Raw genomic sequence first — 23,997 nt, 5'->3', positions numbered from 1 at the left:
CTGTCAAACGCTCCACTCCAGCACCATGCTCCGCGCCATGAGCGCACTGCCCTCGCGCAAGAGCTCGGGAGCGCCCACGGCCTGAAAACCGTGTGCCTTGTAAAGGCGCATGGCCGGTGAATCGGCATCGGTAACGCCCAACTGCACGCGGCTCACGCCCATGCGCCTTGCCCAGGCGATGGCTTCGGCCAGCAGGGCATGGCCTGCGCCCCGGCCACGTGCAGCGGGAGCCACCCACATCTGAAAGAGATCGGCCACGCCAGGGTCGGTGGCCGACAGCTTGCACCAGACCAGGCCGCAGGCCTTGTCGCCATCCCAGGCCAGGAGCGCGCGGTCCTGGCCGCTGATGGTGGCGGCCGCAATGCGTGCCGACCAGTTCTCGTCCGCTCTTGCCGCCTCCGCCTTCCAGGTGCTGCCGAAGGCGTCAGGCGCATCCTGCAGCGCCTGCAACCGGATGTCGCGGTAGAGGGCCCATTCGGAGGGATCGATCGCGCGGATGGTGATCATGGTGTCTCCGGCACCGGGCATCGATGCAAGGGCCTCAGGCACTGGCCACCCAGCCCCGGAACGCCATGCCCGCATAGAACAGCTGCAGCCCGCCAAAGCCGGCTTCGCGCATCAGCGCCTCATCCTGCGCGGGCGAGAGAACCGGCAGCCGCGCGCCCACGGCCTCGGCCGCCGCCCTGGCCCTGGAGGGCTCCACGCCGGAGGACGCAATAAAGGCGGCATAGCGCGACAGCCAGGTTTCGCGCTCGCCGGGCGTTTGCGAAAAGCTCAGATGGGCCGCCACGAAGGGGGCCCCCGGGCGCAGGCGGCGGCGGATCTCGCGCAAGGTGAACAGGCGCTGGTCCAGGGGCACGAAGTGCAGGGTCAGCAGGCAGGTGGCGGCATCGAAGAGGCCTTGCGGCGCGCCATCCACATAGCCTTCATGCCAGTCCACGCGTTCGGCCAGCGGCCCCAGCGTGGCGCGGGCCAGCTTGAGCATTTCACCTGCCGGGTCCACGCCCGCAAAGCGCCAGCCCGCATGTGCTTCGGCAAAGCGCCTGATTTCCAGCCCGCCGCCTGCGCCGACGACCAGCACCCTGGCATCCTCGGGCGCGCTTTCGGACAACAGCAGGTCGGCCATGCGCATCATGTCGGCCCAGCCGGGCACGTTGCGCGCAGGGCCCTGGGCGTAGCTGGCAACGGCCTGGGGGTCGTTGAAGGGATCGTGTGTCTGGTCTTGCATGGGGGTCATTGTGTCGTGCCGGGCAAATGCCCCCGGCGCCTGGTTGAGTGCAGCACCTCCAGCATCCTGAAGAACGCCGTGCCTATCTCTTGTTCCGTGACGCTGGCATATCCCAGCAGCAGGCCGCGCTGCCGGTCCTGCCCGGCGTAGTAGCGCGACAGGGGCTTGACCCAGATGCCGGCCTGGCCCAGCGCTTCGGCCAGGGCGACGTCGTCATCCCCATCGGGCAGCGGCATGACGAAGTGCAGGCCTGCATCGCTTTCCAGACGGGGCAGGCACTCGGTGCCCAGGTAGCGCTCGATCAGGGCCAGCAGCATGCGGCGGCGCTTGCCGTAGAGCAGGCGCATCTTGCGGATGTGGGCGGCGTAGTGGCCTTCGGTGATCAACTCGGCAATCACCTGCTGGGGCAACTGGTGCCCCTCGCGGTACAGCTCGGAATGGATGCGCCGCAGGGGCTCGGCCAGGGCCGGTGGCAGGACCATGTAGCCCATGCGCAGCCCCGGATAGAGGGTTTTGCTGAAGGTGCCTATGTAGATCACGGGCGCACCTTCCTCCATGCCCTGCATGCTGGGCACGGGACTGCCGGAGAAGCGGAATTCGCTGTCGTAGTCGTCCTCCACGATCCAGGCGCCCACGCGGCGCGCATAGGCAATCAGCGCACGGCGCCGGGCCATGCTCATGACGGCGCCCAAGGGATATTGGTGCGAGGGCGTGACGAAGATCAGCCGGGGCGCGGGCAGGCCTTCGGGCAGTTGCATGCCCTCCGCGTCCACGGGCACGCTGTGCAGGTGCAGCCCGTGCTGCATGCGCAGCACGTTGGCAATGCCCCAGTAGCCGGGCTCCTCCATCCACACGCAGTCGCCGGGATCGGCAAGGCTGCGCACCACCAGGTCGATGGCCTGGTGCACTCCTTCGGTGATCAGCACCTGGCCCGGCCCGCAGTCCACCGAGCGCGCCACGCGCAGGTGCTCGGCCAGGGCCTGCTTGAGCGCGGCCATGCCGCCGCGCGTGCCGTAGGTCAGCAGTTGCGGCCCGGCGTGGCGCAGCAGGCGGTTGTGGATGCGCGCATAGGTGGCGCGCGGAAATTCGGTCACGTCGGGCACGCCGGGCATGAAGGCGCCCCATTGCTGCTCGGAGGCCTGGGCCGTTTTCAGCAGGGCCTGCGCCTGCGCAGACAGGCCGCCGCCCGGGGCGGGCGCCGCGGCGGTGGCGCGGCGTGCGGGCGCACGCCCGCCGCTCAGCAGCAAGGCCGCAGGCAGGGTGTCCACCACATGCGTGCCCCGCCCCACCTGGCTGCGCACATAGCCCTCTACCTGCAGTTGCTCATAGGCGTGGTTGACGGTGTTGCGCGACACACCCAGCTCGCGCGCCAGGTCACGCGACGCAGGCAGACGGCTGCGCGGCAACAGGGCACCGCTGTCAATGGCCTGGCGCAACGCCAGGTACAGGACCCGGTTCAGTCGGGCGCGGCCCCCGCCCAGCGCCCGCCAGTCCATCTGCAGGATGAGGTCTGCGCACACGGAAGGTTTTGCCATGTCTGTCTTGATGGAGCGGAAATGATGGCGCTCGCAATTGGCACCATCATCTTTTCAAAAGATGGATCCATTCATGGAACCAATCGCCACTATAACGGGAAGCCTGCCACATCAACGGAGACCTCCCATGTCCAGCGCCGCCACCCCGTCCCTCAATCAGCAACTCCAGAGCCGGCGCACCGCCGCCATGCCACGCGGCGTGGGCGTGATGTGCGGCTTCCACGCCGTGCAGGCCGACAACGCCCTGCTGACCGATGCCGAGGGCCGGCAGTACATCGATTTCGCGGCCGGCATTGCCGTGCTCAACACGGGCCACCGCCATCCGCGCGTGGTCCAGGCCGTGCAGCAGCAACTGGAGCGCTTCACGCACACGGCCTTCCAGATCGTTCCCTACGAAAGCGCCATTGCGCTGGCCGAGCGCATCAATGCGCTGGCGCCCATCGACGGCCCCGCCAAGACCGCCTTCTTCACCACGGGCGCCGAGGCCGTGGAAAACGCCGTCAAGATCGCGCGCCATGCCACGGGCCGCTCGGCCGTGATCGCCTTCCAGGGTGCCTTCCACGGCCGCACCCAGCTGGGCATGGCGCTGACGGGCAAGGTGGCGCCCTACAAGCAGGGCTTCGGCCCCATGCCGGGCGAAGTCTTCCACGCGCCCTTCCCCGGCGAGCAGACGGGCGTGAGCGTGCAGCAGTCGCTGGACGCCATCGCCATGCTGCTCAAGACCTCGGTGGACCCGCAGCGCGTGGCCGCCATCATCGTGGAGCCCGTCCAGGGCGAAGGGGGCTTCCACCCCGTGCCTGCCGCCCTGTTCACCGGCCTGCGCCAGCTGTGCGACCAGCACGGCATGCTGCTGATCGCCGACGAGGTACAGACCGGCTTCGCTCGCACGGGCAAGCTGTTCGCCATGGAGCACTACGGCGTGCAGCCCGACCTGATCACCATGGCCAAGAGCCTGGGCGGCGGCCTGCCGATCTCCGGCGTGGTGGGCCGCGCGGCCGTCATGGACGCCCCCCACCCCGGCGGCCTGGGCGGCACCTACGCCGCCAACCCGCTGGCCGTGGCTGCGGCCCATGCCGTGCTCGACGTGATCGATGAAGAACGGCTGTGCGAGCGCGCCCACGCGCTGGGCAACCAGTTGCGCGCGCGCCTGCAGGCTCTGCAGACGCACGATGCCGGCATTGCCGACGTGCGCGGCCTGGGCTCGATGCTGGCCGTGGAGTTCCGCCTCCCCGGCAGCGGCGAGCCCGATGCGCAGCGCGTGGCCGCCATCGTCCGGCACGCGCAGGAGCAGGGCCTGCTGCTGCTGACCTGCGGTCTGTACGGCAACGCCATCCGCTTTCTCTATCCGCTGACGATTCCACAGCCGCTGTTCGCCAGGGCGCTGGACATCATCGACAGCGCCATCACCCAGAGCGCGTCCCAGCCGGTCGCCGCCTGAATCCCATCCCAGCCATACCCTGCTGCACCATGAGTCTTTCACTACAACGCCCCGATCTGTTCCGCCAGGCCTGCCTGCTTGCCCAGGGCTGGCACCCCGTGGGCTCCGGCCCCGCCATCGATGTCTTCAATCCCGCCACCGGCGAGCGCCTGGGCCAGGTACCTGCCCTGCAGGCCGGCGAGACCGAAGCCGCCATTGCCGCCGCACAGCGCGCCCTGCCCGCCTGGGCCGCGCTGACAGGCAAGCAGCGCGCCGGCATCCTGCGCCGCTGGTTTGACCTGATGCTGGCCCACCAGGACGATCTGGCGCGCCTGATGACGCTGGAGCAGGGCAAGCCCCTGGCCGAGGCGCGCGGCGAGATCGCCTACGCGGCCTCCTTCATCGAATGGTTTGCCGAGGAAGGCAAGCGCGTGGACGGAGAACTGCTGCAGTCGCCCACGGCCGGCCAGCAACTGCTGACGCTGCGCGAGCCCATTGGCGTGTGCGCAGCCATCACGCCCTGGAACTTCCCGGCGGCCATGATCACGCGCAAGGCCGGCCCGGCGCTGGCCGCCGGCTGCACCATGCTGGTCAAGCCGGCCGAAAGCACGCCCTTTACCGCCCTGGCCCTGGGCGTGCTGGCCCAGGAGGCCGGCATTCCCGCCGGCGTCTTCCAGGTGCTGACCGGCCACCCGCAGGACATCGGCCAGGCGCTGACCCGAAGCCCCGTGGTGCGCAAGCTCAGCTTCACGGGCTCCACGGCCACCGGGCGGCTGCTGATGCGCCAGTGCAGCGACACGGTCAAGAAGCTGTCGCTGGAGCTGGGCGGCAATGCGCCGTTGATCGTGTTTGACGATGCCGATATCGACCAGGCCGTGGCCGGCATCCTGGCCTCCAAGTTCCGCAACGCGGGCCAGACCTGCGTATGCGCCAACCGCATCTATGTGCACGACCGCATCCATGACGAACTGGCCCGCCGCCTGGCGCGGGCCATGGCGGAGTTCAAGGTCGGCAACGGCCTGGAGCCCGGCGTGACGCATGGCCCGCTGATCAACGAGGCCGCCGTGCAGAAGGTGGAAAGCCATGTGGCCGATGCGCTGTCCAAGGGCGCGCGCCTGCTGGCGGGCGGCAGGCGCCCGGTGCCGGGCCAGCTGTTCTTCGAGCCCACGCTGCTGGCCGATGTGAACGACAGCATGCAAGTCTGCGAGGAAGAGACCTTCGGCCCGCTGGCGCCGCTGTTCCGTTTCCACGACGAGGACGAAGTCGTGCGCCGCGCCAACGACACCATCTACGGCCTGGCCGCCTATCTGTTCACCAACGACAACCGCCGCATCTGGCGCGTGTCGCGCGCGCTGGAGTACGGCATGGTGGGCATCAACACCGGACTGATCTCCAACGAGGTCGCGCCCTTCGGTGGCGTCAAGCAGTCAGGCCTGGGCCGCGAGGGCTCACGCCACGGCATCGAGGAATACCTGGAGACCAAGTACCTGTGCCTGCAGACGGCGTGAGGACTGCCTGAAGTCCGCAATGGTCCCCGGCAGGGAGGACGGCATGGGCCTTTGACGGCAGCCTGGCTAGACTGGGCGCCATCAAAGGCCTATCCCATTTGCACCATGGACGCTTCTTCCGCCCGCCCCTCCTCCCCCACCGAGCCGCTGCGCATCGCCGTCATGGGCGCAGGCGCCGTGGGCTGCTATTTCGGCGCGCTGCTGGCACGCGCCGGGCACCAGGTCACGCTGATCGGACGGCCCGCCCATGTGCAGGCCGTGCAGCAGCATGGCCTGCGGCTTGAGACGGCGGCGCTGGACATCCGGGTGCCCATGCAGGCATCGACCGAGGCCAGCGCCGTGCGCGATGCCGACGTGGTGATGTTCTGCGTCAAGTCCACGGCCACCGAGGAGGCAGCCCGCGAGATGCAGCCGCACCTGGCGCCTGGCACCCTGGTGCTGACCATGCAAAACGGCGTGGACAACGACGAGCGCGTGCGCGCCGTGCTGGGCCCGTCCGTGGCCGTGGCCGCCGCCGTGGTCTATGTGGCCACGGCCATGGCCGGTCCCGGCCATGTGCGCCACTTCGGGCGTGGCGAGCTGGTCATCGCGCCCTCTGCACTTAGCGACCAGGTGGCCCTGCAATTTGGCGCGGCGGGCATTGCCGTGCAGGTATCGCCCGATGTGCGCGGCGCGCTGTGGGCCAAGCTGGTGATCAACTGCGCGTACAACGCGCTGTCGGCGCTGTGCCAGCTGCCCTACGGCCCGCTGGTGCAGGCGCCCGGCGTGGCGCACGTGGTGGACGACGTGGTGGCCGAATGCCTGGCCGTGGCCAGGGCCGACGGCGTGGAGCTGCCCGGCGACGTGCTCGCTGCCGTGCATGGCCTGCCGGCCACCATGCCGGGCCAGTTCTCATCCACCGCCCAGGACCTGGCGCTGGGCAAGCCCAGCGAAATCGACCACCTGAACGGCTACGTGGTGCGGCGCGGCCAGGCCCTGGGCGTGCCCACGCCGCTGAACCGCACGCTGCAGGTGCTGGTCAGGCTGGCCCCTTCACGCATGCAGGCCAGCCAGGCGCCCCGGAACCCGCCTCAGAACTCGTAGTTGGCGGACACCCACAGGCGGCGGCCTTCCTGGTTGTTCGCGTAGCGGTTGCCAAAGATCACGGTACCCTGGACCTGGCCCGGTACGTTGTAGGGCTGGTAGTCCACGAAATCCTTGTTGAACAGGTTGTAGATGGCCGCGTTGATGGTGAACTGCTTGCTCACGCGGTAGCTGCCGCCCAGGTGGAACTGGGTATAGGCCTTGTAGTTGCCCAGCGCGGCCTTGGCGGCCTGGGAGCTGGCGCTGGTGCCGGGATCGCGGAAGCGTTCGCTGCGGTATTCGGCACGCAGCCACAGGTTCCACTGGGCACCCGGCTCCCAGTTCAAGCGGGCGTTGAGCGCATGCTTGGGCGTGTCGCTCAGCGGGCGGCCCTGGTTGGGGCCGCTCTTTTGCTCGCTCTTGGTGAAGGTGTAGTTGGCGCTGGCATTCCAGCCGCGCGCCAACGGCATGCGCGCGCTCAGTTCCAGCCCGCGCGTGACGGCCTCGTCCACGTTGATGGACTGGCCGAAGGTATCCACCAGGGGCCAGTTGCCGAAGCTCACGCAGCCGGGCCGGTTGGGCGCTGCCGCGAAGTCGCAGTTGATCAGGCCCGGGCCGCTGGTGATCTTGTCCTTGAACTCGTTGTTGAACACCGTGGCGCTGGCCGCGAAGCCCGTGGGGCTGTCGAAGTACACGCCCAGCTCGGTGGTGCGACTGGTCTCGGGCTTGAGGTTGGGGCTGCCCACCAGCGGCAGGCGGCCCTGCTGGCCAAAGCCGTTGATGCCGGGCGCCAGCTGCTCCACACGCGGCGTCTTGTAGCCGTTGCTGATGCCGCCCTTCACAGTCCACTGCGGCGCGGCATTCCAGACGCCGTAGATGCGCGGGCTGAGCTTGCCGCCGAAGAGGCTGTGGCGGTCATAGCGCGCGCCCATGGTGAGCTTGAAGGCGTCGGTCAGGCTCCATTCGTCCTCGGCAAACAGGGCCTTCTGCGTGAAGGCGAACTTGTTCGGCGCCACGCCGTCCTTCATCTCGGCATCCCACCACTGGCCGCCCAGCGTGGTCAGGTGGGCACCCCAGGGCAGGACCAGCTTGCTGTCCAGCACCTTGCTTTCCACCTCCAGCGTGCGCGCAGCGCCCGGTGTCGCGCCCGGCGTTCCCGGGGGAACGGTGCGGCCCATGGTTTCGGTGCGGTTGACCATGAAGCTGGTGTCCCAGGTACCGAAGCCGAAGCGGCCCGTGTGCGCCAGCGTGAGCTGGTCGCGGTTGTACTTCTGCTCGGGGCCGTAGCCGCCCTGCAGCCCCAGCGTGCCGAGCTGGCCGCGCGAGTTGTCATAGGTCTGGCGGCCCGAGTCCAGGTCCAGCGTGATGTCGTGGTACCTGTTGGGCGTGAGCGCCAGGCGCAGGCCCAGGTTGTTGATCTCGGACTTGACCGGATTGCCGCCCATGATGGGCACGGCAGGCTGGCCGTTGGCGCCCGCATAGGTGATGTCCGAAGCGGCACGGCGCTGCGTGCTGCCGCGGATCGACAGGCCCAGCATGTCCTGCTTGATGGGGCCGCTCAGGTAGAACTTGCCGGACCTGATGTCGCCGAACTCCGACTCTTGCTGCAGCGTGTAGTCGGCGCTGACGCTGCCCGTCCAGGTCTTGCCGACCTTGCGCGTGATGATGTTGATCACGCCGCCCATGGCGTCGGAGCCGTAGAGCGTGGACATGGGACCGCGGATGACCTCGATGCGCTCGATGGCGCCGATGGGCGGCATGAAGCTGGTCTGCGTCTCGCCAAAGCCGTTGGGCGTGACGTTGCCGGCCGAATTCTGGCGGCGGCCGTCGATCAGCACCAGCGTGTAGTCGCTGGGCATGCCGCGGATGCTGATGTTCAGGCCGCCGGTCTTGCCTGCGGGAGCGCCCACGTCGATGCCTTCCACGCTTTCCAGCGCATCGGTCAGGCTGCCGAAGCGGCCCTTGGCCAGTTCCTCACGCGGGATGACGGTGATGGAGGCCGGCGCCTCCTTGATGTCCTGCTCGAAACCCGAGGCGGAGACCACGACTTCGCGCAACTCCGTGGCGAGCGCGGCATTGCCTGTTGCCGTCTGTGCAGAGACGGCACCCGAAGCGCAGACGGCAGCCACCACAAGGGCCAGATGGGAGGGACGCGACGGAAGAACTCCGCGCAGATCGCGATACGACATGCAAACACTCCAGAAACGGAAAACGGGCTGTGGGGCCCGTGAAACTCGCTTTGAAATGTTTGGTTATGCGATGGGATGGGGATATGTAACGAAATTATATGAACATTGAGAATCATTTCCATTCTCACAAGCACAATAGGATTTATCTGTCGTGCCGATGCTACGTTCCCAGGAGCAAACCGTGCCCGTATTTGCGCTGGCGCAAGCTGCGTTCAGTACACATCGCGCCGGTATCGGCCGCTGCGCACCAGCGACTCCATCTGCACCTCGCCCAGCACGGCGTGCAGCGCCTGGTCCACGCCCTGGGCCATTCCCTGCAGGCTGCCGCACACGTAGATGGCCGCGCCCTGCTCCACCCATTGGCGCAAGACATCGCCGGACTGCGCCAGCAGGTCCTGCACATAGGCACGCGGCGCGCCTTGGCTGCGGTCGCGCGAGAAGGCCAGGTCCAGGCGCTGCAGCACGCCGCCATCGCACCATGCCTGAAGCTCGTCGCCGTACAGCCGGTCGTGCGCCGCATTGCGCTCGCCGAACAGCAGCCAGTTGGGACCCAGGCCCGCTGCAGCACGCGCGCGCAGGTGGCTGCGCAGGCCGGCCAGGCCCGTGCCGTTGCCGATCAGCACCAGCGGGCGCTGCAGGTTGTCTTCCAGCCGGAAATTGCGGTGCGCACGCAGCCTCAGGGTGATGGCTGCACCCAGGGGCGCGCCCTGCGTGAGCCAGCCCGAGGCCAGGCCCGGCGAGCCATCCTCGCGCCGCGCCTGGCGCACCAGCAGGTGCACGCAGCCATCCTGGGCGATGGAGGCGATGGAGTACTCGCGCGGATGCTGCGGGTCCGCAGGAATGCAGACCTGCGCCAGGTCGCCGGACTCCCACAGCGCGGGCTCCGACGCGGGGGGCTGCAGCTCGATGTGGAACACCGGCTCGCCTGCGCTGCCCGGGTTCAGGTGCCGACGCGCGGCCAGCGTCCATTCGCTGAAGACCGGCTGCTCCCATGCCGGCATGTCGCCCAGGCTGCTGATCTGGGTCAGCTGGTGCTGCCAGGCGGTCAGTGCCTGCGGCGCGCCGTTGTCCATTTCGATGCGCTCGAACCAGGGCCTGGCGCCACCGGCACGCAGCCAGCTGTCCAGCGCGCGGCCAAAGCCGCAGAACTGCGCGTACTGCCGGTCGCCCAGCGCCAGCAGACCGTACTGCAGATGGGACAGCCGCTGTGCATCGGCCATGGCCTGCACCAGGAACAGCGCCGCATTGTCGGGCGGGTCGCCTTCGCCATAGGTGCTGGCGATGAACAGCGCCCTTTGCGTGCGCGCCAGCAGGTCGGCATCCACAGCGTCCAGGGCGCACAGGTGCACGCTTTCTCCGGCCGTGTGCAGCAGCCGGGCGGTCTCGCGCGCCAATTCCTCGGCCTGGCCGGTCTGGCTGGCATAGGCCACGAGCAGGGGCAGCGCGCCCTCGCGTGCGCTGGTCAGCGCAGCCGCTTCCTGCAGGGTCCGCATGCGCTGGCGGCGCTCGCGCCACCAGATGGCGGCGCACATGGCCGCATAGAACAGGACCAGCACGGCGGCTGCGAGTACGCGCAGCCCGGGTTCGGACAAGGTCATGGCAGGACCGGAAATCTGCACGGCGGGAAAGGGAGGGAAACGCTCACGGCAGCAGCGCGGCAAAAGCCGTTGTCATCGCCATGGCAGGGCCTTGCGCCGTGCGCTCGCACAGCAGCGCCGCCACGCCGCGCTGCTCGGCAAAGTCCAGGCCCTCGCGCGGACCCAGCACGGTGAGCACGGTGGCCAGGGCGTCCGCCTGCATGCACTCGGCATGCAGCACGGTGACGCTGGTCAGGCCATGCGCGACGGGCTCGCCGCTGCGCGGATCGATGGTGTGGGAGTAGCGACGCCCGCCCTGCTCGAAGGCATGCCAGTGGTCGCCCGAGGTGGCGATGGCCATGTCGCGCAGCGGCAGCGCCAGCGGCGTGGACTGGTCCGCCATGCTGGCCACGGCCACGCGCCAGGGCTGGTTGCCAGGGCGTTGACCGCAGGCACGCAGCTCGCCGCCCACCTCGACGAGGAAATCGGTATGGCCCAGCGCCTGCAGGCGCTGGGCGACCAGGTCCACCGAATAGCCTTTGGCAATGCCGCTGAAGTCCACATGCACGGCGCCGGACTGCAGCGCGCGGCGGCCTTCCAGGTCCAGCACGATGCGCTGGTAGCCCACGTGCTCGCGCACCCGCAGCAGCGCATCGGCATCAGGGATGCCGGCGCCCTGCGCCTTTTCCGCACGCGGGCCGAAGCCCCACAGATCGACCAGCGGCCCCACGGTCGGATCCCAGGCACCGCCGCTGGCCTGTGCCCAGTCGAGTGCACAGGTCAGCACGGTGAAGAATTCGGGCGGCAATGCATGCCAGCTGCCGGGCTCGGCGCGGTTGAAGCACGAGATGTCGGAGTCGGCCTCCCAGTTGCTCATCTGGCGCACGACCAGGGCCAGCGCGGCCTCCGTGGCCTGGCGCGCCTCATCGAGCGGGCGGAAATCCGGGTTGTGCAGGCGCACGCTCCAGGTCGTGCCCATGGTCTCGCCGGTGAGTGTTTGCAGTGCGGCGGGGTCTGCCCGCCGCACTGCCTGCGGCGCGTGGCCGGAGACGGCAAAGGACGCCGCGCCCACCGGGGCGGGCGCGGCAGGGCCCCGGCCCGCGCCGCCCTGGAACAGGGCCGGCGCGAAGCGCACGCGCACGGGAGGGGCCGGCGAGGTCAGGGCAGGACCTCGAAGGTGCCGACGTAGGACAGGCGGCGCTCCTTGGCCTGGGGCAGCGATGTCTTGCTGTCCTGGGCATCGGCATCCACCCAGTACATGCCGGCGGTGGGCCAGGTCACGCTGAACTCGCCCTTGGCGTCGGTCGTGGCCTTGATCTCGCCCTTGTTGTCGCGGTAGCGCGTGGCGCCGGGCACCAGCACGACTTCCAGGTTGGCGGCGGGCTTGCCGTCCACATGGAAGGCGAAGGTGGCCTTCTCTCCCTTGACCAGGTCGTTGGGATGGGTCACGGGCACCAGCTCCAGCCCCTTGCCGGAAGGCTTGACGGCGCTGGGTTTGCCCACGGTCACGAAGGTCTCGATGCGGCCCACCGACTGGGTCACCTTCAGGTCCTGCGCGTCGGCGGGCACATCGGCGGCGAACTTCTCGGGCGAGCCGCGCCAGCGGCGGTTCTGGCCCGTGGCCTTGTCCTTCCAGGAGGCAAACAGGCCGTCGTTGACGATGGCCAGGCGGTAGGTGCCGCTTTGCTGCAGGTCCAGGTCGAACACGCTGCGCAGCTTGCCGCGATGGGCATTCTGCGGCGCGACGGCCGAGCCGTCCGGCGCCGAGACGACGAGGTTGTCCAGGCCCAGCGGCACGTGGTTGAAGAAGAACAGGTCGTTGGAGACGGCGGCATCCACCGTGATCCATTCGGCCTTGGACAGCACCGTGGTCGAGGGCAGCAGCCACAGGTTGTGCGCCTGCGCGGCCTGGAAGGCGCCGCAGGCAATGGCGAGGCTGGCAGCCAGACGGACAGCAAAGCGGGTCTTGGACTTCATGAAGAATCTCCTTGGTTCATGGATGGGTCTGGCACGTGGGTACACCGCAAGATGCGTGGCCCACCAACATGCAGGGCCCAGCTCAGGGATGCCGAGCCAGGGCCGCCCCGCAGCGAGGGCGTCGTCCCCCTGGTGAGGGGGAAGGCGCGCAGCGCCTCAGGGGGTTTCAATTTCAAGGCTTGAGTTCGAGCGAAATCTCGCCCAGCTCGCTGCTGCCCTTGGCGCTCAGTTGCTCGGCCTTGGCGGCCGGCCACTTGAAGGGCACGGTGACCACTTCGCGGCCGCCGACTTCGCGCGCGGCCTCGACCACAAGCTTGTATTCACCGGGCGGCAGCTTGGCGAAGGGGTTGGCGCCTTCGGTGAAGCTCAGCTGGTGCTTGCCCACGGGACGCGTGGGGCTGGTCATGCCATCGATCGGCAACGTCAGGTCACGGCCCGTGCGGCGCCACCACTGGCGCATGTCCTTGAGCCACTTCGTGCCTTCGGCATTGCGCATCTTCACGTCGTACCAGACCGACAGCGTGGAGGCCACCGAGGCGTCGGCGCGCTCGATCCACACGGCCACGTAGGGGCGGTGGTATTCGGCGACATCCAGGCGCGGAATTTCCACGCCCACGTTCAGGCCGGCGGCAAAGACCGGGACCGCGCCCAGGCAGGCGCCAAGCGCCATGGTGTAGCGCAGAGAGAAGTGCGGATTCATTGGCAAGGCTCTTTCGGTTCTCAGTGGATCAACAGGAGGGCCAGCAGCATGGGAATCACCAGCCCCATGCCGACCATGGGCCAGGTGAAGGGGCGGTTGCCCGCATGCATCTTCAGGATGAACAGGCCCGTGACGGTGAACACCAGGCAGGCTGCGGCAAAGATGTCGATGAACCAGCTCCAGGCGGCGCCCGTGTTGCGGCCCTTGTGCAGGTCGTTCAGATAGGCGATCCAGCCCCGGTCGGTGCGCTCGTATTCGGCCTCGCCATCGGCCAGGGCAACGCGCACCCAGGCATCGCCGCCGGGGCGCGGCAGGGAGACATAGAGTTCGTCGGCCGTCCATTCGGCCTCGCGGCCCTCGGCCTCGAGGCCCCACTGGCCGCGCACCCAGTCCGCAAACGGCGCAGGCACGGGCGCCCGGTCGCGCGACTGGCTGGCCTGCTGCTGGACCAGTTGCACGCGCAGCGCATCGGGCAAGGCCGCCTCGCCACGCACGATGCGCGGCCTGGACTCGATCTGCCCCGCGTGATTGAGCGTGAACCCCGTGACCGCGAACAGCAGCATGCCGATCAGGCACAGCGCGGAGCTGACCCAATGCCACTCGTGCAGTGTCTTGAGCCAGTAGGAACGGCGCCGAGGGTCCGGTTTGGGGGGTGTCATCGCAACAGGAAAAGGCGGCAGCGCCACGCGGCGCCAACCATCATGGATGGCGGCCACGGGAGCACAGGAAGGGATAGGCCCGGGGATTCTACCGCCCACAAATAAGAATTGATCGCATTTACACAAGCTTTACCGGCTTAATCGTGCGCCACGCCAAGGCCGTGCCAGCATCACCCAAAGTAAAATAAGAATGCTTATCACTTGCATCGCCCCCTCTTCACCCTTCGTGTCCTGTCCCGCCGTGACTCCCCACCAGGCCCTTGCCCATCTCTACCAGCAGCACCATGGCTGGCTGCGCACCTGGCTGCAGCGCCGGCTGGGCCATGCAGGCGATGCGGCAGATTTCGCACAGGACACCTACGTGCGCGTGATGGAGTCCCGCACCGAACTGTCCGAGATCCGGGAGCCCCGCGCCTTCCTCACCACGGTGGCCAAGCGCGTGATGGCCAACCACCTGCGCCGCCGAGAAATTGAACGTGCCTATCTGGACACGCTGGCGCTGCAGCCCGAGCCGCTGGCGCCCTCGCCCGAGGAACGCGCCATCGTGCTGGAGACGCTGTGCGAGCTGGACCGCCTGCTCGACGGCCTGCCGCCCAAGGTGCGTGCGGCCTTTTTGCACGCCCAGCTGGACGGCATGGCCTATGCCGAGATCGCGTTGCTGCTGCAGGTCTCGGTCAGTTCGGTCAAGCAGTACATGGCGCGCGCCATCCGGCATTGCTACTTCCCGGAACATGCGGCATGACACAGCGCTGCGCTGCCGGGCGCGTCCATGGCGCCGATAGTATCGGCCCCGCGCTGCCGCCTGACGTGGTCCACAGCGCCGTGGACTGGCTGGTGCAGCTGTGGTCAGGCGAGTGCACAGAGGAGCAACGCGCGCAATGGCTGGACTGGCGCGCGGCCCATCCGCTGCATGAGCGGGCCTGGCAGCACATCGAGGCCACGAATGCGCGGCTCAGGCTGCCTGACGCACGCTCGAACAGCGGTCCCCTCAATGGACCCCTTGCCACGGCCACGCTGGCGCGCAGCCTCAAGACCGCCCAGTCACGCCGACGCCTGCTGGCCAGCGTCGCTGGCCTGGCCGGCGCAGGTGCTGCGGCATGGACTGCGCATGAGCGCCTGCCCTGGCAGGCCTGGAATGCCGATGTCAGCACCGCCAAGGGCGAGCGGCGCTCCCTGCAGTTGCCCGATGGCACGCAGTTGCTGCTCAACACCGAGACGTCCGTGGACCTTGCCTTCGACGACCGGCTGCGCCGCGTGCTGCTGTTGCGCGGCGAGCTGATGGTCACCACCGCCCATGACACGGCCCAGCCTGCGCGCCCCTTTGTGGTGGACACGCCCGCGGGCAGGCTGCGCGCCCTGGGCACGCGTTTCACGGTGCGCCATGACATGGAGACTGCGGATACGCGCGTGGCCGTTTTCGAGGGCGCGGTCGAGGCCCGCAGCCGCGCGGGCGAGTTGCTGCGCGTCGACAGCGGCGAAGCCGCAAGGCTCAGTGCCACGCTGGCCCTGCCGGCCGGCGCGGCCGGCGAGGGGCCGGGCTGGGACGAAGGCGTGCTCGTGGCCTCGGACATGCGCCTGGACCGCTTCATCGACGAACTGCGCCGCTACCGACCCGGGCTGATCACGCTGGCACCCGAGGTGGCCGGGCTGCGCCTGTCGGGCGTCTTCCCGCTCGCCGATACGGACCGCATCCTGCAGTCCCTGGTACAGGTGCTGCCCGTGCGCATCCATGTGCCGGTGCGCTACTGGGTGCGCATAGGTCCGGCATGAAGAGAAGGCGGCGGGACAACCCGGCCCGGTGACATCGGTCTGTACCTTTTCCCATCTCGCGTGACAAGCAGGGGAGAGGCGCTTTGCGGCGCCATGTTTCCTCCCTGATCCAAAGACCGCATCAACATGTCCGACCTCCATCACCAGCGCCGCCTCGCTACCGCGGCGGCACGCGTCCTCCGCCCCGCGCAGCCTGCGCCCACGTTCCACCGGTCCGCATTGGCCCTGGCCCTGGCCGCCGCACTGGCCAGCCTGTCCGCCCTGCCCTTGCCCGCGCATGCCCAGGCCCAGGCCCAGACAGGTACCGAGCGCGCCCAGGCCTACGACATTCCGGCAGGACCGCTGGAGGCCGCGCTCACGCGCTTCGCCAAGGCCTCGGGCGTGCTGCTGGCCTATACGCCCGAGCTGGTGCGCGATCTGCAAAGCCCGGGCCTGCAGGGCAGCCATGCGCCGGCCGAGGCGCTGACCCGCCTGCTGGCGGGCTCGGGCCTGGCGGCCGCGACCTCGGGCAACGGCGGCTATACGCTGCGCCGCTCGCAGGCATCGCCTGCGTCCTCGACAGCGCCTGCCGCCTCAGCCGTGGGCGCCACCACGCTGGGCGAGGTGCGCGTCACCGCCAAGGCCGAGGTCGGCAGCGCCACGGAAGGCACGGGCGCCTACACCGCGACCGGGCCCAGCAGCACGGCCACGGGCCTGGGCCTGTCGCTGCGCGAGACGCCGCAGTCGGTGAGCGTGATGACGCGCCAGCGCATGGACGACTTCAAGCTGGAGACGCTGACCGACCTGCTGGAGCAGACGCCCGGCGTGGCCGTGGTCCGCCAGAGCGAGATGACCACCTTCAACGTGCGCGGCTCCAGCGTCAACCTGCAGACCGATGGCAGCCGCCAGCTCACCAATGGCTGGGGCTGGAACACGCACATCATGTACTCGCTGGACGATCTGGCCGAGATCGACCGCGTTGAAGTGCTCAAGGGCTCGTCGGGCCTTATCAATGGCGACGGCGCCTACGGAGCCACGGTCAACCTGATCCGCAAGCGCCCCACGCGCGACTTCCAGGCCAGCGCAATGGCCAGCGCGGGCAGCTGGGGCACCTACCGTGCCGATGCCGACATTGCCGGCCCGCTGAACCAGGAAGGCAGCCTGCGCGGCCGCCTGGTGGCCTCGCGCAAGAGCGGCGACAGCTTCCGCGACCACCAGCACAGCAACAGCTCCATGCTGTACGGCACGCTGGAATACGACCTCACCCCCGACACCCTGCTGAGCGCCGGCATCACCTACCGCCAGCGCGAGCTGCGCGGCTCGGGCGGCACCACGCCCATCCAGGGCTACACGGGCGCCGACCAGTTCGTCGGCTGGATGCCGCGCTCGCTGAACATCGCCGCGCCCTGGTCGGGCTACGAGCAGGAGTCGCTCAACAGCTTCGCGCGCCTGGAGCACCGCTTTGCCAGCGGCTGGAAGGCCAAGCTGCAGATGTCGCATGAAGAGGTGAAGACGCCCGACATGCAGATCGGCCTGCTGCGCTACGCCCTGCCCAGCTCGGCCCAGTTCGCGGCCTACAAGGACATCGAGTCCCGCAACCAGAACATCAGCATCGACGTGCAGGGCCCGTTCACGCTGTTCGGCCGCCAGCATGAGTTGCTGGTGGGCGCGGGCGCCGCACGCAACCGCACCACGCTGCTGCGCGGCGCGCGCCCCGGCGTGGACCTGCCGCAGGTGGACTTCAGCCAGGGCGGCGCAGCCATCCCGGCGCCGGCGGACAACATCCCCTATTCCAACGACCTGTTCAGCAACAAGCGCAGCTATCTCTACAGCGCGGCACGCCTCAATCTGGCCGATCCGCTGAAGCTGATCGCCGGCCTGCGCGTGACCAACTACGACCAGAAGGATGTGACCGACATCAGCTGGTACAACTACAACATGCGCGAGCATGGCGTGGTCACGCCCTATGCGGGCCTGGTGTATGACGTCAGCCCGAACATCTCGCTGTATGGCAGCTACGCCAGCATCTTCAAGGCGCAAAGCGCCAAGGATCTGCAGGAACGCACCCTGCCGCCCGAGGAGGGCCTGACCTACGAGATCGGCGCCAAGGGCGAATTCTTCGACAAGCGTTTGAACGCCAGCGTCGCCCATTTCTGGATGCGCACCGACAACACGGCCGTGGAAGACGGGCTCATGCCCAATGGCGACACGGCCTACCGCGCGGTCCAGGGCGCGCGCAGGCGCGGCTTCGAACTGGAACTGTCGGGCGAGCTGGCCAAGGGCTGGCAGGCCCAGGGCAGCTACGTGACCATCAACAGCAATCTGGACAACGCCGCCACCAGCCCGCGCCACCAGTTCAAGCTGGGCACCACCTACCGCTTCGCGCAGGGCGCGCTGTCCGGCCTGACCGTGGGTGGCGCCGCGCGCTGGCAGAGCGCCATCTCCACCAGCCGCGGCGCCGCCACGCTGCGCCAGGATGCCTACTGGGTGATGGACCTGATGGCGCGCTACCAGATCAACCGCCACCTCAGCATCGCGGCCAACGTCAACAACCTGTTCGACAAGCACTACTTCTCTGGCGTGACCAACTTCAATGCCCAGGGCCTGTACTACACCTGGGGCGCGCCACGCAGCGTCAACGTGAGCATGCGTTACGACTTCTGAGTGTGAAAGCGCATGGATGGAGTCACTAGAATAGGAATAATTCTCATTCCTCCAATCTCTCCATCCATGTCGCCTTCCCTGCCTGCCGGCAACGGCAGCGCCGCCACGGCGGCGGCCTCGCCCGAACGCCCGCTGGCCCAGGCCTTCTTCACCGACCACCATCCCTGGCTGCTGGGTCGCCTGCACCAGCGGCTGAGCAACCGTGCAGATGCCGAGGACCTGGCCTCGGAGACCTTTGTGCGCGTGGTGGCCCAGCCCGACCTGAGCGGCGTGGGCACGCCACGCGCCTTTCTGACCACCATCGCCAAGCGCGTGCTGTTCGACTTCTGGCGACGCCGCGATCTGGAGCGCGCCTATCTCGACGCCATCACCCACCTGCCGCAGGCCGTGGCGCCCTCACCCGAAGAACGCGCCCTGCTGCTCGAATCGCTGCAAGGCATAGCGCGCGCCCTCGACGGCCTGCCGGACAAGGCGCAGCGCGCCTTTCTCATGAGCCAGCTCGACGCCATGACCTATGCCGAGATCGGCAAGCAGCTGGGCGTGTCCGCCAGCATGGTGCGCAAATATATGGTCCAGGGCTGGCAGGCCTGCGCACGGGCGCTGGACGAGCAAGGCTGAGCCCATGGACAACGCCCTCCCCCAAGCTCCCGCCAACGCCCCCGGCAACGCGACCGACGAGGCCATCGACTGGCTGGTGCTGCTGCGCTCCGGCGAGGCCACGGCAGCCGAGCGCAGCGCCTTTGACGACTGGCTGAACCTCCATCCCGCGCATCGCCTGGCATGGCAGCGCCTGGCCGCACCCGTGGACGGAGCCTTTGCCGCAGCGCGCGCCTTCAACCAGCGTGCACCGGGCCATGCGGATGCGCTGGCACAGGCGCTGTCGTCGGCACGCAGCAGCGCGCTGCAGCGCAGGCGCCTGCTGCGCGGCGCCCTGGCCGTGGGCGGAGTGGGCACGGCCACGGCCCTGGTCGCGCAGCGCTTCACGCCGCTGCAGGACATGCTGGCCGACCTGCGCACCGGCACGGGTGAGCGCCGCAGCTTCGAGCTGGCCGATGGCAGCCAGTTGCTGCTGAATGCCCGCTCGGCCGTGGACCTGGAATACAGCGCCGGCTCGCGCAGCCTGCGCCTGCGCAGCGGCGAATGCATTGCCAGCGTGCAGCCGGATGCGCTGCGCCCGTTCAGCGTGCATTGCCGTCACGGCCATGTGCAGGTGGCGGCAGGAACGCAGGGCGCGCGCCTGTTGCTGCGCCAGCAGGACGATCGCAGTCTGGCCGTCGCCCTGCAGGGGCAGCTGGTGCTGGTCAGCGTGGGCGGAGCACAGCAGCCGTTGGACACAGGCCAAGCGGCATGGCTGTCGCCTGCTGGCATCACGCCTGCAGCGGCCGATGCCACAGCCGCCAGCTGGCAGCAGGGGCGGCTGGTGGTCAACGACCGCCCGCTGGGCGAGGTGGTTGCAGCGCTTCGCCCCTACCGAGCCGGCCTGCTGCGCATCTCGGACGAAGCGGCCCGCCTGCGCGTGCACGGCATCTACCCTCTGGACGACAGCGACCGCGCCCTGGCCATCATCGGGGACACGCTGCCCGTGGCCGTGCATGTGCATTCGGCGGGCTGGCTGGTGCGGGTGGAGCGGGCCTGAGGCGGACGTCGGGCCTGGCGAACATTTTTCTCGCCACCACTGACGCTTTTCACCGCTCGTTGCACATGAGGGATGAGGGCCTGCATGGGCAGGCCTGCCCCTCATCTGCCATCCGCCAACCTCTGCCATGCAAGCAACACTCCATCGCGCACACCACATACGACCCGTGCTCAACCTGCAGCCCACGGTCGTGGCCGCCACCCTCGCCCTGCTGGGCGCTGCCGTCCACTCACCACAGTCCGCATGGGCCCAGACCAGTCCGGCCCCGCAGGCCTACGACATTCCCTCCCAGCCCCTGGGACAGACGCTCACCCGCATTGCGGCCGAGAGCGGACAGCCGGTATCCATCGATGCGGAGCTGGTGCGCAGCATCACGGCGCCAGCCGTGCGCGGCAGCTACACGCCCGAGCGGGCCGCGCGCGCAGCCCTGGCCGGCAGCGGGCTGGACCTGGTCCGCTCGGGCAGCGGTGCGCTGACCCTGATGCGGCGCCCTGCGGCCTCGGTGTCCAGCGACACGAGCGAGGACGCGGCCGCCGACTACACGCTGCGCGAAGTGCGTGTCTCCGCCCGGCGCCTGGGAGAGACCGAGGGCACGGGCTCCTACACCAGTGATGCCATCACCGTGGGCAAGACCGCACAGGCCATGCGCGAAATGCCGCAGTCGGTGGCCGTGCTCACGCGGCAGCGGCTGGACGACCAGAACATCACCGACCTGGGCAAGGCTGCCGAACAGGCCGTGGGCATCACGGTGACCGACAACAACTACCGCCTGCCCAACATCTATTCGCGCGGCTTCCAGATCAACAGCATCCAGCTGGACGGCGGCGCGCCCATGGACACGGGCCTGTATGCCAACGTGGCCTATGACCTGGCCGAGTACGACCGCATCGAGCTGCTGCGCGGCGCGGCCGGCCTGCTCAACGGCACGGGCAACCCGGGCGGTGCCGTCAACCTGGTGCGCAAGATGCCCACGGCCACGCCGCAGTTCAGCTTCACGGCCAGCGCAGGCCGCTGGGACAACTACCGCACGGAATTCGATGCCTCCGGCCCGCTGGCCTTTGACGGCAAGCTGCGCGGCCGCACCATCGTGGCCTATGAAAAGCGCAACTACTTCACGGACCGGCGCTCCAGCGAGAAGCCCTTCTTCTACGGCGTGCTAGAGACCGATATCGGTCCCGCCGCCACGCTGGCCCTGGGCCTGCGCGACCAGCGCCTGCACGAGAAAGGCAACGGCGCGGGCCTGCCGCGCTACAGCAACGGCGCCGACCTGGGCCTGCCGCGCAACACCGGCCTGACCACGGACTGGGCCCATATGGAAGGCTACTCCAGAGAAGCCTTCGCCAAGCTCACCTGGCGCCTGGCTCCCCAATGGACGCTGCGCGCCAACGCCACCCAGGCGCGCCAGCACGGCATGACCAAGGCCGCCTTCGGCGCCGTGGCCGTGGACCCGCTGACCGGCCAGGGCACGCGCTGGCTGGGCATTCCCACCGAGTACTGGAACCGCCAGAACCTGCTGGACGTGAACCTCAGCGGCGCCTTCAAGCTGCTGGGCCGCACGCACGAGCTGCTGGTGGGCTCGGACATGCAGGACATCAACAGCCGCCAGTACGACTACAGCTACCGCACAAATCCCATAGGCCGCCCCCTGGACGTCTTCAATCCGGGCGCAACGCCCTGGCCCGAGCCACAGCTGAACACCGATCCGCTGCGCAGCTATGGCCCTTACGGGCAAAAGCAGTATGGCCTCTACAGCACGCTGCGCATGGAGCTGACCGAGAGCACCAAGCTCATCGTGGGTGCGCGCTTCAACCGCTACAAGTACAGCGCGGCCTACCGCGAGCGCGAGGCTTCCGGCGCCTGGGCCGGGCAGGAAACCACGGGCTATTCCGAGCCCACCAAGGCCGTGCCCTTTGCCGGGCTGGTCCACGACCTGAACGCCCAATGGACGGCCTATGCCAGCTATGCCGAAATCTTCAAGCCCCAGGCCGAATACAAGGCCGGCCCCGCACCCGGCACGGGCCTGGAACCCATGCATGGCTCCACGGCCGAACTGGGCGTGAAGGGCGAGCTGCTGGAAGGCAGGCTCAACACTGCGTTTGCCCTGTACCGCACCGAGCAGAACGATCAGGCCGTGCTGGACCCCGGCTATCCGCTGCAGGGCATCACCTGGCGCTCGGGGCAGTGCTGCTATGTGTCCAGCGGCAAGGTGCTCAGCCAAGGCCTGGACATGGAGGTCAGCGGCGAGCTGGCGCGCGGCGTCAATCTCCATGCCGGCTATACCTACAACCACAACCGCAACCGGGCGAGCAACACCGCGTTCAGCACGATCACGCCCCGGCACCTGCTCAAGCTCTGGGGCACCTGGCAGCTGCCGGGCCAGGCGTCGCCATGGAAGCTGGGGGCAGGCGCCACCGTGCAGAGCCGGCAATATGTCTCGGGCACGGCCGCCACGTGGAACGACGCCACCGCCAGGTACGACGGCCCCAGCGTCCCCTACAAGTACACGCAGGGCGGCTATGCGGTCTGGAATCTCATGGCCGAGTACAAGATCGATCCGCGCTGGACGCTCGTCGCCCACCTCAACAATGTGCTGGACAAGACCTACTACCGCACCGTGGGCACCTCGGTGTCGGGCAACTACTACGGCGAGCCGCGCAGCATGGCGCTGACGCTGCGCGGCAGGTTCTGATCCGGACAGGCCTTTGGCTGGGCTGGGTCGAACTGCGCGCTACCGTGTTGTGTCAAGTTGCTGACGCATATGCTTACATAATCTGCTTTTCTGATTCATTTGCGCCCACAATGGCGCGCGAACCCGATTGGAGACTGCATGCGCCTTCCGAGCTTTTCGCAAACCGCCGACGCCACCCCCACCGCTGACGGCACGCGCCCGAGCCGCCGCCAGATGCTGGCCCAGGGCGCTGCCCTGGCCATGCTGTGCTCTCCGCTGGCGCATGCCGCGCCGCCCGCTGCAGCGCCTGCAGCCCATGCGCCGCGCGCCGCTGGTGGCGCCCAGCGCGTGGCGAGCAGCCTGCGCATCGTCATTCCAGCCAATGCCGGCGGCGGCTGGGACCAGACCGGCCGCGCATTGGGCGCAGCCCTGGTGGCCAGCGGCGCAGCCGAGCGCGTGGAGTATGAAAACCTGGGCGGCAAGGGAGGCACCATCGGCCTGGCCCAGTTTGCCGAGCGCCATGGCAAGGACTCCGATGCGCTGCTGATCGGTGGCATGGTCATGGTCGGCGCGGTGGCACTGCAAAAGCCGGCCGTCAACATGTCGCATGTGCAGCCGATTGCCCGCCTGACCAGCGACTACCTGGTCGTGGCCGTGCCGGCCGATTCCCCCATCCGCAATGCCAAGGACCTGGTGGCTGCGCTGCGCAGCGACCTGGCCCACCAGTCGTTTGCAGGCGGCTCGGCGGGCGGCGTGGACCACATGTTCGCCGGCCTGCTCACGCGAGCGGCCAAGGCTGCGCCCGAGCAACTGGTCTACAAGCCGTTTCCGGGCGGCGCCCAGGTGGTGGAGGCCCTGCTCAATGGCGATGCGCGCATGGGCGTGTCCGGCTACAGCGAGTTCGGCGAGGCGCTGGCCAGCGGCAAGCTGCGCGCCATCGGCGTGTCCTCGCGCCGCAGCCTGTTCGGCCTGCCCTCGTTCCGCGAGCAGGGGCTGGATGCGGACATGGCCAACTGGCGCGCCGTCTTCACCGGCAAGCAGGTCAGCGCCGCACGTGCCCAGGCCCTGCTTGGCGCCGTGGAGCAGGCCACCCAGCACGAGAGCTGGCAGCGAGCCCTGCGCCAGAACCGCTGGGAGCCTTCCTGGCTGGCGGGCCGCGATTTCAGCGGCTTTCTGGAGCTGGAGCACACCACCGCCAGCGTGATGACCTATCTGCTCAAACTCAAGAGCTGAGAAACCGCCGCGCAGCGGGCAGGCTACGTGGCGGGCCTGCAACACTGGCTTGGTCATACGCGTATTCCTCTAGCGTGGGGCATTGCCGCTGTGGATTTTGAGCTACCAAACTTGTAGCAAAATGGATCCAGAGCTATAGTTCCCCGGGACTTGGCTCGGCGCGCGTTACACCCGGACGCACCCGCCGGCCCACCC

At 68.6% G+C, this 23,997-nt stretch carries 19 protein-coding genes; 10 read left to right on the top strand and 9 right to left on the bottom strand.

What is annotated here, in order from left to right; genetic code table 11:
* Window positions 1-3: 3 nt before the first annotated feature.
* Genes ACFPFG_RS26965 through pdxR form a run of 3 tightly spaced genes read right to left on the bottom strand, consistent with a single transcriptional unit; the run spans window position 4 to window position 2,763 of the window.
* Entirely contained in the window at window positions 4-507 is a 504-nt protein-coding gene (locus ACFPFG_RS26965) for a GNAT family N-acetyltransferase (RefSeq protein WP_183020858.1), read from the bottom strand.
* 34 nt (window positions 508-541) lie between these two features.
* Complete coding sequence (locus ACFPFG_RS26960) at window positions 542-1,228, bottom strand: class I SAM-dependent methyltransferase (RefSeq protein WP_183020859.1); 687 nt, start codon at window positions 1,226-1,228, stop codon at window positions 542-544.
* Between the two features lie 5 nt (window positions 1,229-1,233).
* Window positions 1,234-2,763: a MocR-like pyridoxine biosynthesis transcription factor PdxR gene (pdxR, locus tag ACFPFG_RS26955; protein WP_380108968.1), complete on the bottom strand. Its 1,530-nt coding sequence runs from the start codon at window positions 2,761-2,763 to the stop codon at window positions 1,234-1,236.
* Between the two features lie 127 nt (window positions 2,764-2,890).
* Between pdxR and gabT the strand changes: the two genes are divergently transcribed.
* The 3 genes from gabT (at window position 2,891) to ACFPFG_RS26940 (ending at window position 6,771) form a co-directional block, all read left to right on the top strand.
* Entirely contained in the window at window positions 2,891-4,201 is a 1,311-nt protein-coding gene (gene gabT, locus ACFPFG_RS26950; RefSeq protein ID WP_183020861.1) for a 4-aminobutyrate--2-oxoglutarate transaminase, read from the top strand.
* Window positions 4,202-4,230: 29 nt separating this feature from the next.
* Window positions 4,231-5,688: an NAD-dependent succinate-semialdehyde dehydrogenase gene (locus ACFPFG_RS26945; protein WP_183020862.1), complete on the top strand. Its 1,458-nt coding sequence runs from the start codon at window positions 4,231-4,233 to the stop codon at window positions 5,686-5,688.
* Between the two features lie 105 nt (window positions 5,689-5,793).
* Window positions 5,794-6,771, top strand: coding sequence for a ketopantoate reductase family protein (locus ACFPFG_RS26940; protein WP_380108966.1), 978 nt, complete (start codon window positions 5,794-5,796; stop codon window positions 6,769-6,771).
* On the opposite strand, the gene ACFPFG_RS26935 is transcribed toward ACFPFG_RS26940, so the two are convergent.
* The 6 genes from ACFPFG_RS26935 to ACFPFG_RS26910 all read right to left on the bottom strand — a co-directional run bounded on the left by ACFPFG_RS26935 (window position 6,759) and on the right by ACFPFG_RS26910 (window position 13,852).
* On the bottom strand, window positions 6,759-8,939 hold the full coding sequence (locus ACFPFG_RS26935) for a TonB-dependent receptor domain-containing protein (protein ID WP_380108964.1): 2,181 nt from the start codon (window positions 8,937-8,939) through the stop codon (window positions 6,759-6,761). The genes ACFPFG_RS26940 and ACFPFG_RS26935 overlap by 13 nt on opposite strands.
* A gap of 212 nt (window positions 8,940-9,151) precedes the next feature.
* On the bottom strand, window positions 9,152-10,537 hold the full coding sequence (locus ACFPFG_RS26930) for a sulfite reductase subunit alpha (RefSeq protein ID WP_380108962.1): 1,386 nt from the start codon (window positions 10,535-10,537) through the stop codon (window positions 9,152-9,154).
* A gap of 43 nt (window positions 10,538-10,580) precedes the next feature.
* Window positions 10,581-11,657, bottom strand: a complete 1,077-nt coding sequence (locus tag ACFPFG_RS26925) for an FAD:protein FMN transferase (RefSeq protein ID WP_312373185.1) — start codon at window positions 11,655-11,657, stop codon at window positions 10,581-10,583.
* A 17-nt stretch (window positions 11,658-11,674) separates the two neighbouring features.
* Window positions 11,675-12,493: a DUF4198 domain-containing protein gene (locus ACFPFG_RS26920; RefSeq protein ID WP_012206854.1), complete on the bottom strand. Its 819-nt coding sequence runs from the start codon at window positions 12,491-12,493 to the stop codon at window positions 11,675-11,677.
* 172 nt (window positions 12,494-12,665) lie between these two features.
* Window positions 12,666-13,193: a DUF2271 domain-containing protein gene (locus ACFPFG_RS26915; RefSeq protein WP_183020869.1), complete on the bottom strand. Its 528-nt coding sequence runs from the start codon at window positions 13,191-13,193 to the stop codon at window positions 12,666-12,668.
* A gap of 20 nt (window positions 13,194-13,213) precedes the next feature.
* Window positions 13,214-13,852, bottom strand: a complete 639-nt coding sequence (locus ACFPFG_RS26910; protein WP_380108959.1) for a PepSY-associated TM helix domain-containing protein — start codon at window positions 13,850-13,852, stop codon at window positions 13,214-13,216.
* 190 nt (window positions 13,853-14,042) lie between these two features.
* Between ACFPFG_RS26910 and ACFPFG_RS26905 the strand changes: the two genes are divergently transcribed.
* The 7 genes from ACFPFG_RS26905 to ACFPFG_RS26875 all read left to right on the top strand — a co-directional run bounded on the left by ACFPFG_RS26905 (window position 14,043) and on the right by ACFPFG_RS26875 (window position 23,802).
* Window positions 14,043-14,594, top strand: a complete 552-nt coding sequence (locus tag ACFPFG_RS26905; RefSeq protein WP_183020871.1) for a sigma-70 family RNA polymerase sigma factor — start codon at window positions 14,043-14,045, stop codon at window positions 14,592-14,594.
* Window positions 14,591-15,622 (top strand): FecR domain-containing protein, encoded by a 1,032-nt coding sequence (locus ACFPFG_RS26900; RefSeq protein ID WP_380108957.1) that lies wholly within the window; start codon window positions 14,591-14,593, stop codon window positions 15,620-15,622. The genes ACFPFG_RS26905 and ACFPFG_RS26900 overlap by 4 nt, the downstream gene beginning before the upstream one ends.
* A gap of 126 nt (window positions 15,623-15,748) precedes the next feature.
* Window positions 15,749-18,265, top strand: coding sequence for a TonB-dependent siderophore receptor (locus ACFPFG_RS26895; RefSeq protein WP_380108955.1), 2,517 nt, complete (start codon window positions 15,749-15,751; stop codon window positions 18,263-18,265).
* Between the two features lie 66 nt (window positions 18,266-18,331).
* On the top strand, window positions 18,332-18,883 hold the full coding sequence (locus ACFPFG_RS26890) for a sigma-70 family RNA polymerase sigma factor (protein ID WP_183020874.1): 552 nt from the start codon (window positions 18,332-18,334) through the stop codon (window positions 18,881-18,883).
* Between the two features lie 4 nt (window positions 18,884-18,887).
* Window positions 18,888-19,901, top strand: a complete 1,014-nt coding sequence (locus tag ACFPFG_RS26885) for a DUF4880 domain-containing protein (RefSeq protein ID WP_183020875.1) — start codon at window positions 18,888-18,890, stop codon at window positions 19,899-19,901.
* Window positions 19,902-20,028: 127 nt separating this feature from the next.
* Window positions 20,029-22,590 (top strand): TonB-dependent siderophore receptor, encoded by a 2,562-nt coding sequence (locus tag ACFPFG_RS26880; protein WP_380108952.1) that lies wholly within the window; start codon window positions 20,029-20,031, stop codon window positions 22,588-22,590.
* A gap of 138 nt (window positions 22,591-22,728) precedes the next feature.
* Entirely contained in the window at window positions 22,729-23,802 is a 1,074-nt protein-coding gene (locus ACFPFG_RS26875) for a Bug family tripartite tricarboxylate transporter substrate binding protein (RefSeq protein WP_183020877.1), read from the top strand.
* Window positions 23,803-23,997 lie beyond the last annotated feature (195 nt).

The sequence above is a fragment of the Delftia deserti genome, from assembly GCF_042653485.1.
Lineage (GTDB): Bacteria > Pseudomonadota > Gammaproteobacteria > Burkholderiales > Burkholderiaceae_C > Comamonas > Comamonas acidovorans.
Note: the sequence above shows the minus strand (reverse complement) of the source record. Positions and strands in the feature narration are given on the sequence as shown.